This is a genomic window from Oxalobacter paeniformigenes (genome assembly GCF_027158465.1).
Lineage (GTDB): Bacteria > Pseudomonadota > Gammaproteobacteria > Burkholderiales > Burkholderiaceae_D > Oxalobacter > Oxalobacter paeniformigenes.
In genome coordinates this window covers 662,195-682,403 of record NZ_JAMKYL010000001.1, presented here as the reverse complement: position 1 = coordinate 682,403, position 20,209 = coordinate 662,195, and the positions used below count along the sequence as shown (strand labels likewise).

General features: G+C 58.1%; 26 protein-coding genes and 1 tRNA gene. 10 read left to right on the top strand and 17 right to left on the bottom strand.

All coding sequences use genetic code 11. The features are described from left to right. Window positions 1–232 precede the first annotated feature (232 nt). Genes NAI64_RS03160 through NAI64_RS03150 form a run of 3 tightly spaced genes read left to right on the top strand, consistent with a single transcriptional unit; the run spans window position 233 to window position 2,220 of the window. Window positions 233–1,072: an energy transducer TonB gene (locus NAI64_RS03160; protein ID WP_269297684.1), complete on the top strand. Its 840-nt coding sequence runs from the start codon at window positions 233–235 to the stop codon at window positions 1,070–1,072. A gap of 22 nt (window positions 1,073–1,094) precedes the next feature. Beyond that, window positions 1,095–1,805: a MotA/TolQ/ExbB proton channel family protein gene (locus NAI64_RS03155; protein WP_269297682.1), complete on the top strand. Its 711-nt coding sequence runs from the start codon at window positions 1,095–1,097 to the stop codon at window positions 1,803–1,805. A 1-nt stretch (window position 1,806) separates the two neighbouring features. Further along, window positions 1,807–2,220 carry an ExbD/TolR family protein gene (locus tag NAI64_RS03150; protein WP_269297680.1) on the top strand — a complete coding sequence of 138 codons (414 nt, stop codon included), beginning with the start codon at window positions 1,807–1,809 and terminating at the stop codon, window positions 2,218–2,220. On the opposite strand, the gene NAI64_RS03145 is transcribed toward NAI64_RS03150, so the two are convergent. Genes NAI64_RS03145 through NAI64_RS03125 form a run of 5 tightly spaced genes read right to left on the bottom strand, consistent with a single transcriptional unit; the run spans window position 2,201 to window position 6,030 of the window. After that, window positions 2,201–3,106, bottom strand: a complete 906-nt coding sequence (locus NAI64_RS03145; RefSeq protein WP_269297679.1) for a uracil-DNA glycosylase — start codon at window positions 3,104–3,106, stop codon at window positions 2,201–2,203. The genes NAI64_RS03150 and NAI64_RS03145 overlap by 20 nt on opposite strands. Continuing rightward, window positions 3,103–3,603, bottom strand: a complete 501-nt coding sequence (gene rimI, locus NAI64_RS03140; protein WP_269297677.1) for a ribosomal protein S18-alanine N-acetyltransferase — start codon at window positions 3,601–3,603, stop codon at window positions 3,103–3,105. Before rimI ends, NAI64_RS03145 begins: the two co-directional genes overlap by 4 nt. After that, entirely contained in the window at window positions 3,600–4,298 is a 699-nt protein-coding gene (gene tsaB / locus NAI64_RS03135) for a tRNA (adenosine(37)-N6)-threonylcarbamoyltransferase complex dimerization subunit type 1 TsaB (protein WP_269297675.1), read from the bottom strand. The genes rimI and tsaB overlap by 4 nt, the downstream gene beginning before the upstream one ends. Before the next feature lie 60 nt (window positions 4,299–4,358). Further along, complete coding sequence (locus NAI64_RS03130) at window positions 4,359–5,534, bottom strand: MFS transporter (protein WP_269297673.1); 1,176 nt, start codon at window positions 5,532–5,534, stop codon at window positions 4,359–4,361. After that, window positions 5,524–6,030, bottom strand: coding sequence for a MarR family winged helix-turn-helix transcriptional regulator (locus NAI64_RS03125; RefSeq protein WP_269297671.1), 507 nt, complete (start codon window positions 6,028–6,030; stop codon window positions 5,524–5,526). The genes NAI64_RS03130 and NAI64_RS03125 overlap by 11 nt, the downstream gene beginning before the upstream one ends. A gap of 406 nt (window positions 6,031–6,436) precedes the next feature. On the opposite strand from NAI64_RS03125, the gene NAI64_RS03120 reads away from it, so the two are divergent. Then, window positions 6,437–6,715, top strand: coding sequence for a hypothetical protein (locus NAI64_RS03120; protein ID WP_269297668.1), 279 nt, complete (start codon window positions 6,437–6,439; stop codon window positions 6,713–6,715). Between the two features lie 223 nt (window positions 6,716–6,938). On the opposite strand, the gene NAI64_RS03115 is transcribed toward NAI64_RS03120, so the two are convergent. The 3 genes from NAI64_RS03115 to gluQRS form a co-directional block, all read right to left on the bottom strand. Continuing rightward, on the bottom strand, window positions 6,939–7,367 hold the full coding sequence (locus NAI64_RS03115; RefSeq protein ID WP_269297666.1) for a CoA-binding protein: 429 nt from the start codon (window positions 7,365–7,367) through the stop codon (window positions 6,939–6,941). Window positions 7,368–7,454: 87 nt separating this feature from the next. Then, entirely contained in the window at window positions 7,455–7,868 is a 414-nt protein-coding gene (locus tag NAI64_RS03110; RefSeq protein ID WP_269297665.1) for a CoA-binding protein, read from the bottom strand. Beyond that, window positions 7,858–8,784, bottom strand: a complete 927-nt coding sequence (gluQRS, locus tag NAI64_RS03105) for a tRNA glutamyl-Q(34) synthetase GluQRS (RefSeq protein ID WP_269297664.1) — start codon at window positions 8,782–8,784, stop codon at window positions 7,858–7,860. Before gluQRS ends, NAI64_RS03110 begins: the two co-directional genes overlap by 11 nt. Before the next feature lie 146 nt (window positions 8,785–8,930). Between gluQRS and NAI64_RS03100 the strand changes: the two genes are divergently transcribed. Beyond that, window positions 8,931–9,362, top strand: coding sequence for a thioredoxin family protein (locus NAI64_RS03100; RefSeq protein ID WP_269297663.1), 432 nt, complete (start codon window positions 8,931–8,933; stop codon window positions 9,360–9,362). A gap of 3 nt (window positions 9,363–9,365) precedes the next feature. Here the strand turns inward: NAI64_RS03100 and dnaQ are convergent, their stop codons facing one another. Both dnaQ and trhP read right to left on the bottom strand, forming a co-directional pair. Continuing rightward, a complete protein-coding gene (dnaQ, locus tag NAI64_RS03095) occupies window positions 9,366–10,118 on the bottom strand; it encodes a DNA polymerase III subunit epsilon (protein ID WP_269297662.1) in 753 nt (250 codons plus the stop codon). Further along, window positions 10,115–11,491: a prephenate-dependent tRNA uridine(34) hydroxylase TrhP gene (gene trhP, locus NAI64_RS03090; protein ID WP_269297661.1), complete on the bottom strand. Its 1,377-nt coding sequence runs from the start codon at window positions 11,489–11,491 to the stop codon at window positions 10,115–10,117. Before trhP ends, dnaQ begins: the two co-directional genes overlap by 4 nt. Before the next feature lie 212 nt (window positions 11,492–11,703). Here trhP and NAI64_RS03085 point away from each other — a divergent pair, with 212 nt between their 5' ends. Then, entirely contained in the window at window positions 11,704–11,970 is a 267-nt protein-coding gene (locus tag NAI64_RS03085; protein WP_269297659.1) for a zinc ribbon domain-containing protein, read from the top strand. Between the two features lie 3 nt (window positions 11,971–11,973). Here the strand turns inward: NAI64_RS03085 and NAI64_RS03080 are convergent, their stop codons facing one another. Further along, entirely contained in the window at window positions 11,974–12,348 is a 375-nt protein-coding gene (locus tag NAI64_RS03080) for a DUF805 domain-containing protein (RefSeq protein ID WP_269297657.1), read from the bottom strand. Between the two features lie 220 nt (window positions 12,349–12,568). On the opposite strand from NAI64_RS03080, the gene NAI64_RS03075 reads away from it, so the two are divergent. Then, entirely contained in the window at window positions 12,569–12,868 is a 300-nt protein-coding gene (locus NAI64_RS03075) for a hypothetical protein (RefSeq protein WP_269297655.1), read from the top strand. On the opposite strand, the gene NAI64_RS03070 is transcribed toward NAI64_RS03075, so the two are convergent. Continuing rightward, complete coding sequence (locus tag NAI64_RS03070) at window positions 12,853–13,134, bottom strand: hypothetical protein (protein WP_269297653.1); 282 nt, start codon at window positions 13,132–13,134, stop codon at window positions 12,853–12,855. The two genes, NAI64_RS03075 and NAI64_RS03070, sit on opposite strands and share 16 nt — an antisense overlap. Window positions 13,135–13,175: 41 nt before the next feature. Here NAI64_RS03070 and NAI64_RS03065 point away from each other — a divergent pair, with 41 nt between their 5' ends. Further along, the gene (locus NAI64_RS03065; protein ID WP_269297651.1) at window positions 13,176–13,466 is read left to right on the top strand and encodes a hypothetical protein; all 291 of its coding nucleotides are present in this window, start codon (window positions 13,176–13,178) and stop codon (window positions 13,464–13,466) included. 263 nt (window positions 13,467–13,729) lie between these two features. On the opposite strand, the gene NAI64_RS03060 is transcribed toward NAI64_RS03065, so the two are convergent. From NAI64_RS03060 to NAI64_RS03045, 4 genes are all read right to left on the bottom strand, one after another. Beyond that, on the bottom strand, window positions 13,730–14,803 hold the full coding sequence (locus NAI64_RS03060; protein WP_269297649.1) for an NAD(P)-dependent alcohol dehydrogenase: 1,074 nt from the start codon (window positions 14,801–14,803) through the stop codon (window positions 13,730–13,732). 373 nt (window positions 14,804–15,176) lie between these two features. Then, window positions 15,177–16,025 carry an MBL fold metallo-hydrolase gene (locus tag NAI64_RS03055; protein ID WP_269297647.1) on the bottom strand — a complete coding sequence of 283 codons (849 nt, stop codon included), beginning with the start codon at window positions 16,023–16,025 and terminating at the stop codon, window positions 15,177–15,179. Between the two features lie 140 nt (window positions 16,026–16,165). Then, window positions 16,166–17,023: an alpha/beta hydrolase gene (locus NAI64_RS03050; RefSeq protein ID WP_269297645.1), complete on the bottom strand. Its 858-nt coding sequence runs from the start codon at window positions 17,021–17,023 to the stop codon at window positions 16,166–16,168. A gap of 225 nt (window positions 17,024–17,248) precedes the next feature. After that, window positions 17,249–17,335 (bottom strand) — tRNA-Leu (locus NAI64_RS03045). A 489-nt stretch (window positions 17,336–17,824) separates the two neighbouring features. Between NAI64_RS03045 and NAI64_RS03040 the strand changes: the two genes are divergently transcribed. Together NAI64_RS03040 and NAI64_RS03035 are read left to right on the top strand one after the other, a co-directional pair. After that, window positions 17,825–18,478, top strand: a complete 654-nt coding sequence (locus NAI64_RS03040) for a LexA family protein (RefSeq protein ID WP_269297643.1) — start codon at window positions 17,825–17,827, stop codon at window positions 18,476–18,478. Window positions 18,479–18,646: 168 nt separating this feature from the next. Continuing rightward, window positions 18,647–19,381, top strand: a complete 735-nt coding sequence (locus tag NAI64_RS03035) for a copper resistance protein NlpE N-terminal domain-containing protein (RefSeq protein WP_269297641.1) — start codon at window positions 18,647–18,649, stop codon at window positions 19,379–19,381. A 73-nt stretch (window positions 19,382–19,454) separates the two neighbouring features. On the opposite strand, the gene NAI64_RS03030 is transcribed toward NAI64_RS03035, so the two are convergent. Further along, window positions 19,455–20,147, bottom strand: coding sequence for a glutamine amidotransferase (locus tag NAI64_RS03030; RefSeq protein ID WP_269297639.1), 693 nt, complete (start codon window positions 20,145–20,147; stop codon window positions 19,455–19,457). Window positions 20,148–20,209 lie beyond the last annotated feature (62 nt).

Below are 20,209 nucleotides of genomic sequence, written 5' to 3'. Positions count from 1 at the left end.
GCTCGTACCATTCCTTACGGTATCGCCGCAATGTGGTATCCGGTACTGACATCGAGCAGGAACCATCATAACGGCGATTGCCGTCGCCTGTCATTTATTCAAGCGTTGTGTATTGATTTGCTGCACGGTGCCCATCCCCTCTTTTCCGGCATATAGGATTTGGCTGCGTTCACGGCTACAATACCCGCTACGCAAACCATGGGCCGCCTGTGCGGCCGGATGCCACGTTTTCATGAACCATACCGGTAACGCCGTTTCCCGTCCGTCTCCGCGGCCCGCCCTGTCGCGGGCGGAATGGCTGTGTCTGGCGCTGGTGGTGCTCGCGCATGTCTTGCCGGTTTGCTGGCTGCTTTGCGGCAGCGTGACCGATCCGCCTGAGATGACGCCGCCGATCGCGGGCGTGCTGGTATCCGGTTCCGGCGGAACCGGTGGCGGTGCGGCAGGACGCGCGGGCGACGGCCTACCCGGCCACAAAGAGCGCGGCAAGACGACGCACGATCAGGGCAAGGCGGCTTCTGCGCCAAAAACCGCGATGGTGAAAAAACCGCTTCCGTCCCGTGCCGAACGCGCCATGGCGAACCGGACTGCCGTTTCACAGACATCCCCTTCGGTCGCGTCTTCGGTCACGCAGTCGCATGACGCCGCCACGACAGCGACGGATAAAAACGTCGCCGGGGGGGCCGGGCTTCAGGCGACATCCGGCGGTACGGGAAAAGGCGGCAACGAGCTTTCAGGCAACGGGAACGGAAGCGGTACGGGAGGCTCCGGGCATGGCAGCGGGAGCGGAAACGGATTTTCCGGACCTGACGGATCGGGCTTTTCCAATCCGAAACCGCCCTACCCTGCCATTTCCCGCAGGATGGGTGAAGAAGGTCTGGTCGTGCTGTCGGTGTATATTCTGGCGGATGGTACGGTCGGCGAAGTCAGTATCAAGAAGTCCAGCGGATTCCGCAGGCTGGATGAGTCGGCGCTGAAAACCGTCCGGCGCTGGCGTTACGCTCCGGCGAAACGGCACGGCAAACCGGTCGCCATCCGGTACACGCAACCCATACGGTTTTCGTTGAACGATTGAGGCAACAGACAGGATGTATCAAATGGAAAACAATCCTTACGGCATAGTGGCCCTGTGGTATCAGGGCGGATGGGTGATCCGCTTCGTGGCGTTCGTGCTTCTGGTCATGTCGGTACTGTCATGGGCGATCATCGTCATTCGCCTGCGGCGGGCATGGCGCTTGTACGGTATCGCCAAACAGGTATCGGCTTTCTGGAACGCGCCCGCTTTCGACAAGGGGCTGGCGTTGCTCGATACGCCGCCGCAAGGCAATGCATTTCACGATCTGGCGATACAGGGGCGTCATGCCGCCGGACACTATACGAAAAATCCTGAAAAGCTGGCGAAAAACATCGGTTTTTCCGAATGGCTGACCGAAAACCTGCGTGGCGCCATCGACGACAGTATGGCACGCATGCAAGGTGGTCTGACCGTGCTGGCTTCCATCGGCGCGACGGCGCCGTTCGTCGGTCTGTTCGGGACTGTCTGGGGAATTTACCATGCGCTGGTCGCCATCGGGATTTCCGGCGAGGCTTCCATCGACAGGATCGCCGGACCGGTCGGCGAATCGCTGGTCATGACGGCGCTGGGGCTGGCCGTCGCCATTCCGGCATTGCTCGGATACAACGCGCTGTTGCGGATCAACCGGTATTTCTCCGCCGAACTCAACCGTTTCGCCCGCCAGCTGTACGGCTGGTTTTTGACCGGTCTGCCAGCCGGTTCCGGCATGCGCGACGACAAGGAAGGAAACTGACATGGCCTTCGGCGGCAAATTCGACGATCGGGACGATGTCGCCAGCGACATCAATGTGACGCCCATGGTGGATGTCATGCTGGTGTTGCTCGTGATTTTCATTCTGACGGTGCCGGTGTTGACCCATTCGGTCGGGGTGGAACTGCCGCAAACGCAGGCGGTACGCACCCAGACGGAAACGAAGGCGGTTTCCCTGACGGTCGCGCAGGACGGGATCGTTTACTGGAATGGCCAGGCAATCGGTGAAGCGGCGCTGGAAGAAGCGCTGGCGGAAGCGGCACAATCCGAGCCGCAGCCGGAAATCCGGCTATATGGCGACCGCAAGACCGATTACGAACATGTCGTGCGCGTCATGGCGGCGGCACAGCGCGCCGGTATCGCGAAACTGGCGTTCGTCACGAAGCCGCGCGACTGATACCGGACGGCGCGCCTTTTTCGCGTCCGTAAATCTCCATGGCGCTGCACAGATCCTGCCATGCCTGTTTTTTGCCGCCCGGCGTGCGCAACAGATAGGATGGATGGTATGTCACGACAAGCGGAATGCGCATGTCGCCCAGACGATAGACATGTTCGCGGTTCCTCAGCGAAGCCAGTGACACTTCCCGGTCGGTATTGAGCAGTGCGACGGCAGCGGTCTTGCCGAGTGCGACAATGATGGCCGGACGAATCAGGGCGATTTGTCTTTCCAGATACGGCATGCAGGTCGCCGCTTCTTCTTCGGTCGGCTGTCTGTCCTTGTCCGCACCGTCGCTGGCGCGGCATTTGACGATATTGGCGATATAGACGTTGTCGCCGCGTTTGATCCGCATGGCCGCCATCATGGCGTCGAGCAGCTTGCCCGCACGACCGACAAAAGGTTCGCCCTGCAGGTTTTCCTGTCGCCCGGGTCCTTCCCCGATGAAAAGCCAGTCTGCATGCCGGTCGCCCGTTCCCGGTACGATGCGGTTGCGTGTCTTGCACAGGTCGCAGCGCCGGCAAGCGCCGATGTCTTCCAGAAGGATTTCCCAGCTGTCACCACCCTGCGGGCTTGTCACCCGCCCCGCTTCGGGTGGCATGTCCTGCAAGACGTCAGGCGGCACGACGCTATCCGGCAGGATTTCCGGCGACTTCACCATGGATACGGTGTGTTCGGGAGACTGCGCCATCCGTTCGGGCGCAGGAACGGAAACGGCAGACGCCCGGGCGGGCATGGGTGTTTCTTCCGGCTCCACGGTGCCCGGATCGTCCACGCGCAGCGTCCAGCGGGTGATTCCCATGGCCTTTAGATAGCGCGTCCGTGTCTGTTCGTCCATTCCGCTCATAAATCCAGTCTCATCACCAGCGCGTCTTCATGATTGTCGGCGTAATAGCCCTTGCGTACCCCGACGGTTTTGAATCCGGTATTTTTGTACAGCGCGACGGCGGGTGTATTGCTCGGGCGCACTTCGAGAAACATGAACGCCATCTCACGCTCGCGCGCCAGCGCGACGGCCTTGTCCATGAGGATGCGGCCATAGCCTTTCCCATGCATGTCGCCCGCGACGGCGATTTTCAGCAGGTGCATTTCATCCAGCACTTCCATGCACACGAAATAGCCGACCATTTTTCCGGCGGCGTTGCGCAGCACCACACCGATGTTTTCGTTGGCGACCGAACTCTGGAAGTTCTGGTAAGTCCAGTGATAGGAAAAAACGCTTTGTTCGATGTAATAGACTTCGTGCAGGTCATGAAAGACCATCGGACGGAAAGTCAGTATTTCTTCTGCCGGTTCCGGCTTTACGGCTCCGGATGACGCGGACGTCTTTTCAGGGGCGTTCATGCCGTTTTTTCCTTCAATGCCAGTCGTTCGGACGTTTTCAGGGCGACCTTGTTGCGCAGATACAGGGGTTCGATGGCGGAAGCCTTTACGGTCTCGCCTCGCAAAAAGCGCGCGTGCGCCAGCCGGGCGATCGCTTCGGCATGCGGGTAGATATCCGGGTATCGCGGCAAATCCCCTGCCTGCTCCGGCAGTTCGTCGGCATAGGCGGTGATGCCGTTGCCGCACAGTACCGGTTCGCCCTGCGGCATGATTTGGGAAGCGGCGCGCAGGGACGGTTCGGTAACGGCGAGCCAGCGCCCGTTTTCATGGCGGTATTGCGCCCAGTATACTTCATGCATGCGTGCGTCGATCATCGCCAGCACATCGGAAGCGCCGGTACGCTCGCGGCAGGTTTGCGCCATGGCTTCCAGCGTGACGACCGGAACGACGGGCAGCGAAGTCGCCAGGGACAATCCCTGCGCGATGCCGCAGGCCGTGCGCAAGCCGGTGAAAGAACCGGGACCGCAACCGAAAGCGATGGCGTCGCAGGTGGCTACCGTCAGGTTTTCGCGTGCCAGCAGTTCCTGCAACATGGGCAGTACCGTCATGGAGTGGCTGGAAAAGCCTTCGCTGGCCGAGGAATGCAGGTTTTCTCCATTCAGGATGGCGACCGATGCAATATCGGACGAGGTATCAATGGCAATTATCTTGGACATGCCGCTATTGTACCGCGAGGCGGCCGGCTGGCGAATAGTCCGGCATGTCCGCCGTTGTCTTCAGAGCTTGTGCAGGCCACGCGAGGCGATGCCCACGAAAATCATCAGTCCTGCCACGATGCCGAATACGGCATACAGGCTGCTGGCATGGGCGATGAATCCCATGATCGGCGGGCCCATCAGCAACCCCAGATAGCCCAGTGTCGTCACCGAGGAAATCGCCAGATTGACCGGCATGATTTTCTGGTGGGATGCGATCGAAAACAGGATCGGAATGATGTTGGAAGCGCCCAGCCCGACGACGACGAAGCCCGCGAAAGCCGTCACGGTCGAGGGAGCCGCCATGACGAACAGAAAACCCGCCGCCGCCAGAATGCTGCTGGCCAGCATGACTTTTCCCGCGCCCAGCCATTCGACAAGACGATCTCCGAAAAGGCGTCCCGTGGAAATGGCGACGGAAAAGACGGCGAATGAAAGCCCCGCCGTATCGGGGGCGACAGCCTTGGTCGTCGTCATGAACAGCGCGCCCCAGTCCAGCACGACGCCGTCACCCATGTACATGATGGCGCACAGAACGCCCAGCAACAGGATGCTGCCTCTGGGCAGCACGAAAAAGGAACGGCTTTTTCCCTGATTGCCGTAGGGAAACAGATAGCGCGCGAATACGGCGACAAGCAGCACGGTCAGCGTCACCGCCAGCGCTGCCGTTGCGACCAGCGGAGACAGTCCGGCGTTGAGCAGGAGCGAAATCACGACCGCGCCGAAAAATCCGCCGACGCTGTACATACCATGAAAGCCTGACATCATGCTCCGGTTGCGCTCTTTTTCGACCAGAATGGCCTGGATATTCATGGCGACGTCCACGACGCCGGACGATGCACCGAACAGAAACAGGGCGATACCGAACAGCCAGGGCGACGAGACGCAGGCGAGCATGACGAGCGCCATCATAAAGAGCGTGGTGGATACCACCAGCGTCTTGCGGCAACCGAAACGCCCTGTAAGCCAGCCTGCAAAAGGCATCGACAACAATGCGCCGGTACCGATCAGCAACAGCAGCATCCCCAGTACGGCTTCATCGACGGCAAGCCGCGCCTTGGCATAGGGAACCAGCATCGCCCATGCGGAAATCGCCAGCCCCAGCGCCAGAAAGACGAACCGCGTGGCATGCCCGTGTCCGCGCGTGCCTTCGGCCTGCGCCGGTTGTGTGACGACCGTTGCCTGTTCAGGATTCATCTGCCAGCCTCTTTTGCAGTTTTTCGACGATTTGTGCGTAAATCCGGTTGAATGTCGCGATTTCCTCGCGCGAGATGTCCTCGGTCACCGCCTGTTCGTGCACAGAAAGCTTTTCGAGAATGCCGTCGATGGTTTCCCTGCCCTTTTCCGTCAGGTACAGACGGGTGCGCCGCCGGTCCGCCGGATGGGCTTCGCGCCGGATCAGACCGTTTTTTTCCAGCTGGTCCAGCAGGCTGGTCATGCGCTGTCGCGGAATCGAGAGACGATCGGCCAGCATGGCCGGTTCGATATGTTCCACCCGCAACAGGGTATCCAGCACGATCATCCACAAATAGGAAATACCGTGCTTTTTGCACCATGTCGCATAAATGCGGTTTTCCTGCTGCATCAGCATGAAGTGCTGATAAAAAATGTCGTCGGTTACCATCGGTATGATTTGCCTTGCGCCCGTCAAAAAATCCGAACAGAGATTATCCGAAATCGGACTATTTGGCAAGCGAACAGGGTTTCCTGTGCTGGATGCCTTCTGCCCCATCTGTCATTGCAGCATGTAAACTCAAAAAAGTCATCCTGTCTATTTGTTTTGAATCAATAAGTTAAAAAATATATTTCGTGTGATTTATCAGGAAATGACAGGGTATCGCAAATGTGTCGGCGTGATGCTGTAAACGGTCATATCGATACCTGACCTTCCGGGACTGCTTCAGTCCGGCGTTCGCCGCCTGTGCCTGCCGTGACGGTTCACAGGCATGATCGGCAATCGTGGCAGATCATCATGATCTACTTCCCGGAAGACAATATCCGGGATACCTCCTGCAATCTGTCGGTCGTTATACCGGAAATCGGATAGCTTATACTTGACGAAACAAACGGCAGGTACCTCACATCGAAGGGTTCGGGTCATGAAAAAAATCATTTGCGCTGCGCTGCTTTTCGCTTCGGTTCCGGCTTTCGCCGGACAGCTTTCGGACAAGGATGCACAAAACATCCTGTCCGCCGAAGATACGCTAAATGGATTTTGTCGTGGATGGAGCGGTGACAAACCAGAAACACAAGAAGCATGCATCTCCAGAGACAAACTTGTCGCTGTCCTGAAAAACAATGGCTGGTGCTATGGCAAGAAAGGACAGGCCGGCTATCAAAAGACATGGCACAAATGCACAAACGATTCAGAAAGATGATCGCTGTCCTGATGGTATCCTGACATTTCCTGTCAGGATATCGCCTTGCCTTGTCCCATTTCCCTCGACGGCTTGTGTACCCGGTTCCGGAATTCGGCACCGTGCAAGGTGGTATCGCCATTTTTGTCCGGATGCCGGTTTCTGCACCGGCTTCCACGCCATTTCCCTCGGCACAATACGTCGAATCACACGGCGGCAACAGGTGTTTTTGCGGACTATTCGCTCAAAACAAGCACTTGTGTTCCCGCATGGTGCAGCGGTTTTCGACGACGGTCATACCGGCTTTGCCGGCGATTTTCCGTGCCTGTTCACTGGTGATGCCGGACTGCATCCACAGGACTTTGGCGCCGATGGCGACAGCCTCGCGTGCGATTTCCGGAATGAATTCCGGGCGGCGGAAGCAATCGACCATATCGATACGGATATCTTTCGGGATGGCTTTCAGCGACGGGTAGCAGGTCTCGCCGAGTCCCTGCGTGAGTGACGGATTGACGGGAATGACCCGGTATCCCGCTTCCTGCAGATACCGGGCGACATAATGGGCCGCCCTGCCCGGATCGTCGGAATAGCCGACGACGGCGACGGTTTTCGTATCCTCCAGGATGTCCCGGATGGCGTCCGGATCGCGGACGGCGGCGTAGTTTTCAGACATGTTTTCCCTTTTTCCATGCCGCGGCGCACGCCATGCCCTGCAGCATGGCGTACCGGTCGGCGTTATGCGGTTGCGACGGAGCCGCGTCTATTTCAGAAACAGTTCCGTATATTGTTCCAGCATGCAGCGGTCGGATACGACTTTCAGGTCGGCACAGGAACAGATTTCGGCCGCTTCATCGCATTCGATGCCTTTTTGCATCCACAGGACTTTCGCACCGATGGCCACGGCGTCACGCGCGATTTCCGGCATGGCGTCCGGGCGGCGGAAACAGTCCACGATATCGACCGGAAACGGAATGTCCCTGAGGGACGCATAGGCTTTTTCGCCCAGTCCTTCGGTGATGTTCGGATTGACCGGTACGATCTGGTAGCCGTGTTTCTTGAGGAACTTCGGGACATAATGCGCGCCCTTTTCCTCGTTGGTGGAATAGCCGACGATGGCGACGACATGGTTGTTTTTCAGGATTTCCCTGATACCTTCCTCGTCTTTAACGATCATGTTGTTTCTCCTGCTGGGTTGGGTCGGGACTTTCGATAGCCTGTTTTCCGGGTACATTTCCGACAGACCAGTGCATTATCGCCCAGTTCCACAATTCTTTCAGGGAACATTCGCTTTTTCCCGGATCAAGATTGAGAAAACGCATGGCCGCGACAAGCGGCGCGAGCGGTTCGGCGGCGCAAACCGGGGCGGCACGTGTCTGTTTCGAGAGTTTTTCGCCGGCGGCATTGACGGCCAGCGGCAAATGGGCATAATGCGGCGGCGTTTCGTCCAGACATTCGTACAGCCATATCTGGCGTGGCGTGGAAGCGAGCAGATCGGCGCCCCGCACGACGTGGTTTATCCCCTGTTCGATGTCGTCGGCGACGACGGCGAGTTGGTAGGCGAACAGGCCATCGGCCCGTCTGAGGACGAAGTCGCCGACGTCTTTCGCCAGATTCTGGCGTTGCACGCCCTGTATGGCGTCTTCGAAGACGATTTCGCGATCCGGCACGACAAGACGCCATGCGCGCGGCTGCCGTCCGGGCGGCAGACCGTTGCGGCAGGTACCGGGATAGATATGCGCCCCGTCGATGCCGATGGCGGAATCGGCGATTTCACGGCGCGAACAGGCGCATCCATAAACGAGTCCCTTTCGCTTCAGGTACGAAAACGCCTCTTCGTAATACGCCGTGCGCTGCGACTGGAAAACGACGGGACCGTCCCACTCGAATCCGAAAGCGGCGAGCGTTTCCAGAATGGCGGCCGAAAATTCGGGATGGCAGCGTGTGGTGTCCACGTCTTCGATACGAACGATCCATTCGCCGCCGTTTGCGCGGGCGTCAAGATAGCTGCCGACGGCCGCGACCAGCGAACCGAAATGCAGCGCTCCGGTCGGCGATGGCGCGAACCGTCCGCGATAGGGACGTTTTTCCAAGTGCCGTTTCTCCTGTCTGGCTCCGGCTGGCTTGAGGTGTCATGACGCAATCGTCTGCCGGAATGTCGTGAAATGATGCATTTGCCGTCATGCTTACGCTAGAATAACAGACCCTTGTCCATCTTGCCGTTTTCTTTGCAGCCATTATGCCATTTGCCCAGTTGAACGAAGCGGATTATCCAATCCTTGAAAAGACCCTGACGGACAGTTCATGGATCGTCGCCTGTTTCTGCGCCCACTGGTGCGGCGCCTGCCGCGGCTGGCGGCCGGCTTTCGAGAAACTGGCGGGCAAGTATCCGGATATCGTCTTTTTGTGGATCGATATCGAGGATCATGCCGATTTGCTGGGCGACCTGGATATCGAGAATTTCCCCAGCCTTTTGATCCAGTACGGCGACATCGTCAATTTTTTCGGATGCATCCATCCCGATGCCGGGGTGGCGGAACGGCTTTTGAAAAGCCAGCTCGATACCGGTATCGATGAAATGCGGCGGCTGGCATCAAGCAATGAGGAACATGTCTGCTGGCAAAAGGATGTCAATCTGCGCCGGCTGTTGCGTCAGGCCACCGGTTCATGACGCTCATGACGCCGTCTGCGTCGGGGCGACATCGTCTTCCTTCGTTTCCGGTTCGGGTTCCTTGCGCCAGATGCAGGTCGCACCCTTGTTTCCCTTTTCGATGTCATCGAGCACTGCTTCGTGACGGGTCAGTTCCTCGTCCGTCGGGGCCAGCACCAGTATCTTGCGCGACGCCAGCGAGCGGCTTTTCGCCAGTTCTTCCTCGCTCTCCAGCGTCAGTTTCTCGATTTCCAGCGTTTCCTGTCCCCGCGTCATCGCCAGATAGACTTCGGCAAGCAGTTCCGAGTCCAGCAACGCCCCGTGCAGTGTCCGGTGGGTATTGTCGATTTCGAAGCGTTCGCACAGCGCGTCCAGGGAGTTGCGCCGCCCCGGAAACATGTCGCGTGCCTGAACCAGTGTGTCGATGACGCCCGTCGTGATTTCCTCGACGGGCTGCATGTCCAGTCGCGCCAGTTCGGCGTTCAGAAAACCCAGATCGAAGGGGGCGTTATGGATGATGAGCTCGGCATCGCGGATGTAGTCGCAAAACGCCTGAGCGATGTCGGCGAATTTGGGTTTGTCGGACAGAAATTCCGTCGTCAGTCCGTGAATGGCGACGGCATCTTCGTGCGAGTCGCGCTCCGGGTTGATGTATTGATGAAAATGGTTTTTCGTGACCCGGCGGTTGATGATTTCCACACAACCGATTTCGATGATCCGGTCGCCATCGTTGGCGTACAGACCGGTCGTTTCGGTATCCAGCACGATTTGTCTCATTCGGCGCGCTCCCCGTCCTGCCCGGTGCCGTTGAGCCTGCGTGCGATGAATGCGCCGTCATAGCGCGCATCCAGCGGAATGCGCACGCGGTGGCCGCTGCCCGGCGCGACGGAAACGGCCTGCCCTTCTTCGTCGCGCATTTTGTCGAGCGCGACGACGGCATTGCCGTCCGGATGGAAAATTTCCAGCGTATCGCCGACGGCGAAACGGTTTTTGACCAGAACGGTCGCCCAGCCGTCCTTGACCGATACGACATCGCCGACATAGTGGCTGTTGTGCAGCTCGGATGCGCCGGTGATGTAGTTCTGGTATTCCTGCGTATGGTGGCGCTGGTAGAATCCGTCGGTATAGCCACGGTTGGCCAGCCCCTGCAAGGCGCCCAGCAGGCGCGTGTCGAACGGTCTGCCCGCCACGGCGTCGTCGATGGCTTGCCGGTAGGCCTGTGCGGTGCGCACGACATAGTAGATGGATTTGGTGCGTCCCTCGATCTTGAGCGAATCGACGCCGATTTCGACAAGCCGCCCGATATGTTCGATGGCGCGCAAGTCTTTGGAATTCATGATGTAGGTGCCGTGTTCGTCTTCCATGATGGGCATGAGCTGTCCCGCCCGCTTGCCTTCCTCGATGAGATAGACCCTGTCGGCGGCCGGATGACGCGGCATGCCGCCCAGCGCGGCCGGTGCGGCGTCGGCAGAAGCCATGATTTTCGCCATATCGACCGGCAGGATGTCGCCTGTGGCATCTTCTTCGGCATTGGCGATACGGTAGCGCCAGCGGCAGGAATTGGTGCATGTCCCCTGATTGGAATCGCGGTGGTTGAAGTAGCCCGACAGGAGGCATCGCCCCGAATAGGCCACGCACAGCGCGCCGTGCACGAACACTTCCAGCTCCATGTCGGGGCATTTCTGGCGGATTTCCGCGATTTCGTCCAGCGACAGCTCACGCGAGAGAATGACGCGGGTCAGTCCCATGCGTTCCCAGAATTTCACGTCCGCCCAGTTGATCGCATTGGCCTGTACGGAAAGATGGATCGGTACATCGGGCCAGCGGTCGCGCACCAGCATGATAAGGCCGGGGTCTGCCATGATCAGTGCGTCGGGTTTCATGCCGATGACCGGTTCCATGTCCGCCAGATAGGTTTTGAGTTTGGCGTTGTGCGCATAGATGTTGCTGGCGACATAAAACTTTTTGCCGCGGCGATGCGCTTCGTCGATTCCCGCTTTCAGCGCATCGAGCGTGTAAAACGCATTGTTCCTCGCCCTGAGGCTGTACCGGGGCTGCCCGGCATAGACGGCATCGGCGCCGAAATCGAAAGCGGCGCGCATTTTTTCGACAGAGCCCGCCGGCAGCAGAAGTTCGGGAGAATGAGACATGACAAAACGATCGTTGGGTAAAAGATCATTATAGCGAATGCGCAGGGACACTTCACCACTGTCCCCGTTCTGGCGCATTCCGCCGGAAATGTGATATAACGAAAGAATGGAAGGCTGGACCGCTCTTGCCGGGCATGCCTGCGGGATCCATGTGTTTCCGGATACGAAACGCTGGATGGAGCATATATCGACTGACGAAAGGATGGATGATCATGGAAAATGCGAAACGCTGCCAGTCGTGTGGCATGCCGATGTCGGATCGGGATATTGTTTACGGCAAGAACGCAAACGGCACGACCAATGCCTATTATTGCAGCTATTGTTACAACCACGGCCGCTTCACTTCCGACATGACGATGGACCAGATGATCGAACACTGCGCTCCGCATCTGGCCCTGCAGGAAGGCATCACGCGGGACGAGGCGCGCCAGCTCATGAGGGCTTTTTTCCCGACGCTCAAGCGCTGGAGCGACCACTGAAAGTCATGCCGCCTGTGCGGTAGGCCCCTTGCCATCATCGTCGCCTGGCGGCGCTCCGTACCGGTTGATGCCGGGTTCGCTCTTGAAACAGAGCAAAACGAACAGCGCGCACAGATTGACGACCGGTATGAACAGGGTGAGAAGATACCAGCCGGATGCGCCGATGTCGTGAAACCGCCGTACCGCCAGCGCAGCCATCACGATCATGGCGATGATATGGACGACCGCCACAAGCAGGTTGCCGCCCAGCATGTATGCGACCAGTTCGGCCAGCATCGTGACCAGAATGAAATTCCACATATCCCCGCGTGACGATCGCCCGTCGTACTGCGTGTACCGTGAGCAGGTCATTGCATAGCGGACAAACCATTTTTTCATGCGCATCCCTTTTTGCATTCGATCGGGAAAGTGTAACAACAATTCCCGTGTCATGACAGTTCCGCGATGCCGTCACCAGCTCCGCTCCCTTTTCCTGCGGCGCCGCAAACTTTCATGCATCACTTGTCTGCCGGCAAATGTCGCCTTGCGGAAACATGTTTGATAAATCCATGATTTTCAAGTATCTTGATATCGTGTTGATAACCAAACGGAGAATGCCATGATATTGTCCAGAAGCCGTTTTCTGGTCGCTGCCGCGGCGTTGACCGGTTTCGCGCTTGTTTCTCCCTTGCAGGCGAATGCCCATTGCCGTGACTATTACGACCATTGCGACGGACCGGGTTATTGTGCCGGCGGTCCGGGATACCGTTACAGCGACGCCCGCCGCGAAACAGACCGTTCCGATCGCGACCGTGCCCTGAACGAGTCCGAACGGGAAGAATTGCAGCGCTATCGCGAACAGGCGTATCGCAACGGCGACCGTCCTCATTACCGCGGGGGACGTCACCACGGCTGGTAAGGTGCCGTACCATCGCACGTCAGGCCGACTTGCCTGCATCCGCCGTCATCACTCCCGGACGGTTTGTGTCGCCCGGTTGCAGGGAACGTGTCTACACCGATCTTCACCCGTTGTTCATCCGTTCCATGCATGCGAGCGCACCGGTTCGATTGCCGTTCACTGACTTGCCAGTCCGGCTTGCCCCCCTTTTCCCTGCCGTTTGCCATACGATTCTTGTCTTGCCGCGCCATGACCGGTTGCGCGGTCCGTTTGACCGTTTCGCGCAAAGCGGAGTATCCTGCCCTGACATATGAAACCGGAGAAAACGATGAACCGTTTCCGTTGCCTCGCCGCCATCCTCGTCGCCGGTGTGTCCTGCCTGCTGTCCGGTACCGCGCTGGCAGACACCCAAGACTATGGACATCAACGCACGAAAAATACGTATCATTACCAGAATATGCGCTCGCCCCAATACGATATCGAACGGGAACACACGCGCCTGCAACGCGACCACGACCGGCTGGAACGGCAACAGGAACAGTTGCAACACCGGCAAAACCGCGCATATCGCGATTTCAACCGTTCCAGAAACTATATGGGCGGCAGTCGCAGACGCTAGCCCGGCGAAGTTTTCGCCGTCATCCACCGCTTGCCAAAGGACTTTTTTCGCTCTCCGCGCCTGACGCAGGATCAGGTTTTCTGCCTTTGCTTTTCGCCGAATGCCTCGTCGTTATACAACGGGATGCGCCGGCAATTCACCCGAAAGATTCGCTTTCCCTGCCGGAAACCGGGCGGCCTGTCCCCCACGATCGCCTGTTCCGGACAAAAACAGCCGGATGACGCGTGCCACCCGGCTGTATCATGTGTTTTTTCAGGCGTCCGTCAGGGCGTGATGGCGATTTTCAGCACGCCGTCACGGGCATTGGCGAACAGGTCGTAGGCTTCCTCGATCTGGTCGAGTTTGAAACGGTGGGTCACCAGCGGTTTCAGATCGACACGTCCGCTGGCCACAACATTGAGCAAACGGCGCATGCGTTCCTTGCCCCCCGGACACAGTGTCGTGATGATGGCCTGATCGGCCAGACCGGATGCGAACGCATCGCCCGGTACCGTGAGCTGGCCGGAATAGACGCCGAGGCTGGAAAGCACGCCACCCGGCTTGAGCACACGAAGGCAACTTTCGAAGGTCTGCTGGGTACCCAGCGCCTCGATCGCGACATCCACGCCCTTGCCGTCGGTGATTTTCATGATTTCGTCGACCGGATTTTTTTCGCGGAAATTGATCGTGATGTCCGCGCCCATCCGTTTCGAGATCGCCAGCCGTTCCGGAATGCCGTCCACGGCGATGATGCGTGTCGCCCCCCGCAGCCGCGCGCCTGCTGTCGCGCACAGGCCGATCGGTCCCTGGGCGAAAACCACGACCGTGTCGCCGATCTTGACGCGCCCGCTTTCCGCACCGGAAAAACCGGTACTCATGATGTCCGGACACATCAATACCTGTTCATCGGTCAAATCGTCCGGAATCGGTTCCAGATTGGCCATCGCATCGGGCACCAGCAAATATTCCGCCTGACAGCCGTCGATGGTATTGCCGAACTTCCATCCGCCGATCGGTTTCCAGCCGTAGGCACCATGGCCGCCGCATTGGGACGGATGATTGTCCAGACAGGCGTAGCACTGTCCGCAAGGAGTGATCGCACCGACGATGACGCGCTGGCCGACACGGTAACCGGTCACGCCGACGCCGAGTTCCTCGATGATGCCGACAGGTTCATGCCCGATGATGAGGCCGGGTTTGACCGGATATTCCCCTTTCAGGATATGGACATCGGTACCGCAGATGGTGGTCGTCGTGATTTTGACCAGTGCCTCGCCGGGACCGACACTGGGAACCGGTTTCTCATCCAGAACGATCCGGCCGGGTTTGACGAATACTGCCGCTTTCATGGTACGCATAGGCTCATCTCCATACTGGTTTTGGACTGGGCGGAAAACGCCTTCTCCCGCCCGACTGGCAATACGGGTTACCGGTACCGGCCTGCCCGGTTCATGCCTGCGTCACTGTGTCGTTACAGGCGGCTGGCATGCCGGTAGCTTCATGATTTTAGGGTACCCGCAGTTACCGCTATTGTCCAGCGGGGATAGCGTACACGGATGCAATTTCGAGACACAATGGCGGTTTTCCGCCGGGTGTTTAACGTGACATAAACGTTTCGGCCTGCGCCCGTGACAAATGCCTCACATGACCTGACGAAACCGTGAAACGGATATCGTCCGGGCAAGCGATGCCTTTTGGCCGACGCCGGCGTGCTTTCGCACGCCATGTCGTTCAGAAAACGAGCGACCTGCCCGCTCCCATGGACCTGACGGCACGCTCGCCCAGTGTTTCGCCGAAGTAGCGCAAGACATTTTCGCCGGTACAGTGGCCGCAGCAGAAAAAGAAACCGTCCGCCATGATCCGTTTCGTGCAATCGATGGCATCGGCCAGCACGTTTGCCGGCGCATTGAGCAGATGCAACCCGCCGATGACGGCCAGCAACCTGTCTTGCGGAAAGGCTTCATGGATGGCCGCGATGATGTTGGTATAACCGGCATGACCGCACCCGACGATCACGACCATGCCGCGCGACGTGCGTACGACGAGCGAGGCATCGTCGATCAGCGGCACCGGACCTGTGCCGTCTTCATTGAAAAAATTGCCGGCAACGGGGGCGAAGCTGCCCGGCGCTCTTGGAATATCGGTAAAAAAGTAAAGATCGTCATCCAGACGGGCCATGCCGTTGACCGGATGGAACGACGGCGCGGCGTCACGTCTTGCCAGATACGGCATGCCGGTAATCCGCACCGGTTTGCCGGGACGGATCTGGTAAGACTTGTGCCAGATGTAGGGATGCCCGTAAACCGGCGGCTTGCCTGCCAGACGCGAATAAAATGTCAGACCGCCGGTATGGTCGTCATGCCCGTGGGTGATCGCGATACCTGCCAGACCGTCCAGACGGATGCCCAGCCTGCGTGCGTTTTCCTGATAGATGTCTGTCGTCCCGGTATCGACAAGCCAGCGCCGTCCGTTTGGCAGCGTTACGAGAATGGAAACGCCATGCTCGGCCATCAACCCGTCCTGCGCGATAGTATCGTCTGTCAAGACGACAATTTCCGTTTTTCCTGTTTGCGACGGCATGATGGTTTTCTCCTTTCGGACTGTTCAGACAATACGATTGTTTTGCATCATATCGGAACCGCAGCGGAAACGGCAACCGCCGGATGAATCCGGTATGGCGATTGAGCGCGAAAAAATGCTGTAACCGGCAGGTATGCGCCCTATTTCGTTCCGTATGCCAGCGCCTGTATTTTTTCAAGCATGTCGGCCAGCGCGGGCATCCGCCATGTCCCGACGGAATGCCCTTCGCCCTCGCCGATGACGGCTTGCGCCTGTCCGCCGTATTCGTGCCAGAGCCGCGCCATGCGCAAGGCCGTATCTTTCGGCAGGCGGATATCGTCGCTTCCCTGAAAGAACAGGGCTTTCGGCAAGCCCGTGCATATGCCGCTCTTGAGCACGCTGGAGACAGACGCCGCTTCCATGGCGGATACAGTACCGAAAAAGGCGTGATGGCATGCCATGATGTCGGTCATGCCGTTTTCCTGCGCCATGCGGTAGCGCGCCACCGGATCGAGGACACCCGAACAGGTCACGACAAATGCCATGGCGGCATCCGCTGCTTTTCCCGGCTGCATCTCTTCAGGCGTTTCGCCGCCGAATGGCGACTTGCCGGGGCACAGCGACGCAAGCAATACCAGATAACCGCCACTTGACACGCCGAGCGCGCCGACGTTTCCGGCATCGATGTCATATTGTCCGGCATGGGCCTTGAGCCAGCGCACGGCGCAGTTCACGTCCTCGACGGCGGCGGGATACGGGTGGCGAGGTGCCAGCCGGGTGTCGATCGCCATGACGACGATGCCGGTGGCGGCCACCAGTTCGGCAAATCCGGATGTCGCGAAACGGTCGCCCGACACCCATGCCCCGCCATGCACGCAGACCAGCGCGGGAAACGGCCCTTTTCCGGCCGGGCGGTACACCAGCGCCTTGCGCGGATCGGCAGATGTTTTGCAATAGACGGTTTCGGTAACGGACATGCCGGCCAGGCTGGGCGGCCACTGGAAGGAAACGGATGACATGGGTGGCTTTGCGTATGAAGAAAACGGGCATTATATCGCAGGCACGGTTCCGGCTTTTATGCCGCACGTTGCGGATACAGCCACCGTAACGCCAGCGGGTATGGCACTGCCACCCGTACGGAAAGCGGAAACAGGCAGCCTCCTGCGGTACCGGCATGCGCATTCACCGCGCATGCGGCCCTTCCGGCAATGGAAGGGGTCCGTGAGAAACGCAGCGGAAAACGTTGGTGCCCGAGACCGGAATCGAACCGGTACGCCATTTCTGGCGAGAGATTTTAAGTCTCTTGTGTCTACCAATTTCACCACCCGGGCAACGGTGAGGCATTGTAACAGATCGTCAGACTGTTACAAAAGGCTTTTTCCCTATCCTTTCGTTTCGCGAAAAACATTGTTTTCCGTTATTTCCATCGTATTTTTCAGCCTTTGTGAGAAGACCTTTCCCGTCTGTGGCATCAAAAATGTAACAAAATGTAACAGATGCCGACTTTACTATTCAAAAGTTTAATAGTGTACAAGCGGGTTCATTATATACACAGTCCGACATAAAGATTGCTTGCTGAAAGCCGGGAAGCCGGTATCGGGAACCTGAAGCTGATTTTTTTATCAAAAAGACAGGAAAACGTTTGAAAAAAACTGTCGGCGACAAGGTTTTTCCGGAAGGAAAAACGGTTTTCATTCTCATTGTCACTTTCTTCCGGTATCAGGCGCAAAAACATTGAACATCGTGTTGATTGCGTACTTGAACATATCGTATAACACAGATCGGGTTAATTCTGGAAAATGCATGGTATGCATGAACAAATGAAACGACTATACGAAGCGGCCAGAGTGATGAAACGCGTGCACGGCCAGTCAGAGCTGGCGCGTCTGCTCAACGTTTCGCCGCAAACCGTCCATAACTGGCAAGCCAGGGGAATTTCCAAACAGGGCATTCTGAAGGCGCAGGAAATGATCGGATGTTCCGCTTCCTGGCTGGAAACCGGAAAAGGACAAATGTCCCTGAATACCCTCCAGATTCCGCATTCCCAGCTGGGCAAGATCAACCAGATTCCCATGATTTCGGACGAACAGGTTTTCGGTTTCAACAGTTCATCGCGCAATCCTGTCCAGTTCAGCGAACAGCAGGCATGCCTGTTCACCCATCTTTCCCTGTCGCCCCGCTCGTTTGCCATGAAAATCGAGAATGCGGCCATGATGCCGGATTTCGAGGAAGGCGACTGGATCGTGATCGACCCGTCCGTCAAGCCGGAACCCGGTGATTTCGTCGTTGCCAGAAACGGTGAAAAAGGCAAGGTCGTCGTCAGGAAATATCGTCCGAAAGGGCTGGATTCCTCACACCGCATGCTTTTCGAACTGTTGCCGCTGAACGAGGATTACCCCGTCATCCGCTCCCACATCGATTCCGTCGAACTGATCGGCACAGTCATGGAACACCGCAAATTCCGCAAGAAATAGCTTCCGTTTCACGCTTTTTCCGACGGCAGGCTTTCCGTTTTTTCCAGTTTCCGCGTTATTTTCCCGTTTTCTGACATGGATCAGTTCCGTACTGTCCCGCCGCGCTAGTCTTGCGGTACCGGCCGGTCCGATGCCGGCAATTTCTTTTCTTTTCACTCCGGAGACAGCATGAAACGATTTCCGCTTTTTCTGACAGGCCTGTGCATGGCGGCCGCCCTGTCCGCCTGCCACCAGTCCGAACCGCAACAAACGCCGCCGCAAGGCATGTATGTCGGTACGCTCCCTTGCAAGGATTGTTCCCCCATCCGAACGGCGATTACGTTCCGCCAGGACGGCTCCGCCATCGAAACCCAGCTTTTTTCGCAAGGCGATGTATCGTCCCTGTCGCAAGGGGGCGGCTGGACGATGGATCAGGGTATCGTGACGGTTTCCCTGCCCCTTCAGACACAGTATTACCGTGTCAGCTCGCCTGATGCCATCGTCATGACGGACAGCGCCGGCAAGATCGCTGCCGATGCCGGGGCCTATACGCTCACGAAGGTCAGGCCCAGGGTTGCATCCGATTTCGCGGGGCGCTACCGTCTCTCCGGCGATGCGGCGGCAAACGGTTATGCCGGTGTGCTGACGATCGCGGGAACGGCGCAGGACGGTGTCACGGTCGATATTTCGGCCGACGGTATCGAGGAAGGCTGTACGTTCAACGCCCATGGCAAAATCATCAACGACCAGATCGAGATTCCCTTGCAAAGCGCCAATCCCGGCATGAACAGTACGCTGGTGATCCGCTCGGATGTACCGGATGTGATGAACGTTTCCACTTCGAATGCGGGCGACAGCGAGGATCTTGCGCTTTTCTGTTCCGGCGGCAAGACGCTCGCGGGGGATTACGTCAAGGCACGCTGACGGTCTTTTTCAGGACGTTACGCACGGCACGCAGCCCGGTCGCAGCCACTGCCGTGCGTTTTTTCATGCCTTTTCAGCCGATGTCTTCGACGATACGGCAGAAGTTGTGCAACAGTCGCCGCGGCCAGACGGTTTCGTTGGCGACGGTACCGTCATGCGGTATGACTTTCCCGTTTTCACAGGCTGCCCTGAGAATGTCGGCCGTGAATTCCGGATGGAACTGCACGGAAAAAGCGCTGTTGCCGTAGCGTAATATCTGGTACGGATCTTTTTCCGAGAACCCCAGCACATCGCAGCCGGACGGCGGCGTCAGCACGCTTTGTTCATGGAAAAGATAGGCCGGAAACTGGAGCGGAAAGCCATCAAGCAAAAGATTGTTTCGCCCTTTTTCGGTGAGCGTGATGGTGAAGGTGCCTTTTTCGCCGCCTTCCGGGTTTTCGCCGACTTCACCGCCCAGCGCGTAGGCCATCAGCTGGTGGCCGTAACACACGCCGAACAGCGGGATGTCGAATACCAGCGCCTGCCGGATCCATTCCGCCGTTTTCTCGCTCCATTCCTCGTGGTCCGTCACCATGCTCCATGAACCGGTGATGATGGCGCCTGATACGGATGTCGGAACCGGCAGCGCCTCACCGAGGTAGGGACGAACGATGTCCCCACGCTTGCCGATTTCGTTCAGGGCGTCGAGAAACCATTGTGCGGTCGATCCGCACCGCTGGGGGATATCGCCGGGGGGCATCCCTGTTTCGACAATCAGAATAGCCATTTTCCTGTCCTGTTCGTTTTTTGTATATTGTAGTGTGACAGCGCGTCGCTGTGCCAGTCCCC

Coding starts and splice junctions, on each gene's coding strand:
- NAI64_RS03050 (WP_269297645.1), bottom strand. CDS start 17,023: ATGTCATCCGTTTCCTTCCAGTGGCCGCCCAGCCTGGCCGGCATGTCC.
- NAI64_RS03100 (WP_269297663.1), top strand. CDS start 8,931: ATGCCATTTGCCCAGTTGAACGAAGCGGATTATCCAATCCTTGAAAAG.
- NAI64_RS03150 (WP_269297680.1), top strand. CDS start 1,807: ATGGCCTTCGGCGGCAAATTCGACGATCGGGACGATGTCGCCAGCGAC.
- NAI64_RS03035 (WP_269297641.1), top strand. CDS start 18,647: ATGAAACGATTTCCGCTTTTTCTGACAGGCCTGTGCATGGCGGCCGCC.
- dnaQ (WP_269297662.1), bottom strand. CDS start 10,118: ATGAGACAAATCGTGCTGGATACCGAAACGACCGGTCTGTACGCCAAC.
- NAI64_RS03075 (WP_269297655.1), top strand. CDS start 12,569: ATGATATTGTCCAGAAGCCGTTTTCTGGTCGCTGCCGCGGCGTTGACC.
- NAI64_RS03145 (WP_269297679.1), bottom strand. CDS start 3,106: ATGAGCGGAATGGACGAACAGACACGGACGCGCTATCTAAAGGCCATG.
- NAI64_RS03065 (WP_269297651.1), top strand. CDS start 13,176: ATGAACCGTTTCCGTTGCCTCGCCGCCATCCTCGTCGCCGGTGTGTCC.
- NAI64_RS03060 (WP_269297649.1), bottom strand. CDS start 14,803: ATGCGTACCATGAAAGCGGCAGTATTCGTCAAACCCGGCCGGATCGTT.
- tsaB (WP_269297675.1), bottom strand. CDS start 4,298: ATGTCCAAGATAATTGCCATTGATACCTCGTCCGATATTGCATCGGTC.
- NAI64_RS03155 (WP_269297682.1), top strand. CDS start 1,095: ATGGAAAACAATCCTTACGGCATAGTGGCCCTGTGGTATCAGGGCGGA.
- NAI64_RS03085 (WP_269297659.1), top strand. CDS start 11,704: ATGGAAAATGCGAAACGCTGCCAGTCGTGTGGCATGCCGATGTCGGAT.
- NAI64_RS03160 (WP_269297684.1), top strand. CDS start 233: ATGAACCATACCGGTAACGCCGTTTCCCGTCCGTCTCCGCGGCCCGCC.
- NAI64_RS03080 (WP_269297657.1), bottom strand. CDS start 12,348: ATGAAAAAATGGTTTGTCCGCTATGCAATGACCTGCTCACGGTACACG.
- rimI (WP_269297677.1), bottom strand. CDS start 3,603: ATGAACGCCCCTGAAAAGACGTCCGCGTCATCCGGAGCCGTAAAGCCG.
- NAI64_RS03055 (WP_269297647.1), bottom strand. CDS start 16,025: ATGCCGTCGCAAACAGGAAAAACGGAAATTGTCGTCTTGACAGACGAT.
- NAI64_RS03030 (WP_269297639.1), bottom strand. CDS start 20,147: ATGGCTATTCTGATTGTCGAAACAGGGATGCCCCCCGGCGATATCCCC.
- trhP (WP_269297661.1), bottom strand. CDS start 11,491: ATGTCTCATTCTCCCGAACTTCTGCTGCCGGCGGGCTCTGTCGAAAAA.
- NAI64_RS03130 (WP_269297673.1), bottom strand. CDS start 5,534: ATGAATCCTGAACAGGCAACGGTCGTCACACAACCGGCGCAGGCCGAA.
- NAI64_RS03115 (WP_269297666.1), bottom strand. CDS start 7,367: ATGTCTGAAAACTACGCCGCCGTCCGCGATCCGGACGCCATCCGGGAC.
- NAI64_RS03110 (WP_269297665.1), bottom strand. CDS start 7,868: ATGATCGTTAAAGACGAGGAAGGTATCAGGGAAATCCTGAAAAACAAC.
- NAI64_RS03120 (WP_269297668.1), top strand. CDS start 6,437: ATGAAAAAAATCATTTGCGCTGCGCTGCTTTTCGCTTCGGTTCCGGCT.
- NAI64_RS03040 (WP_269297643.1), top strand. CDS start 17,825: ATGAAACGACTATACGAAGCGGCCAGAGTGATGAAACGCGTGCACGGC.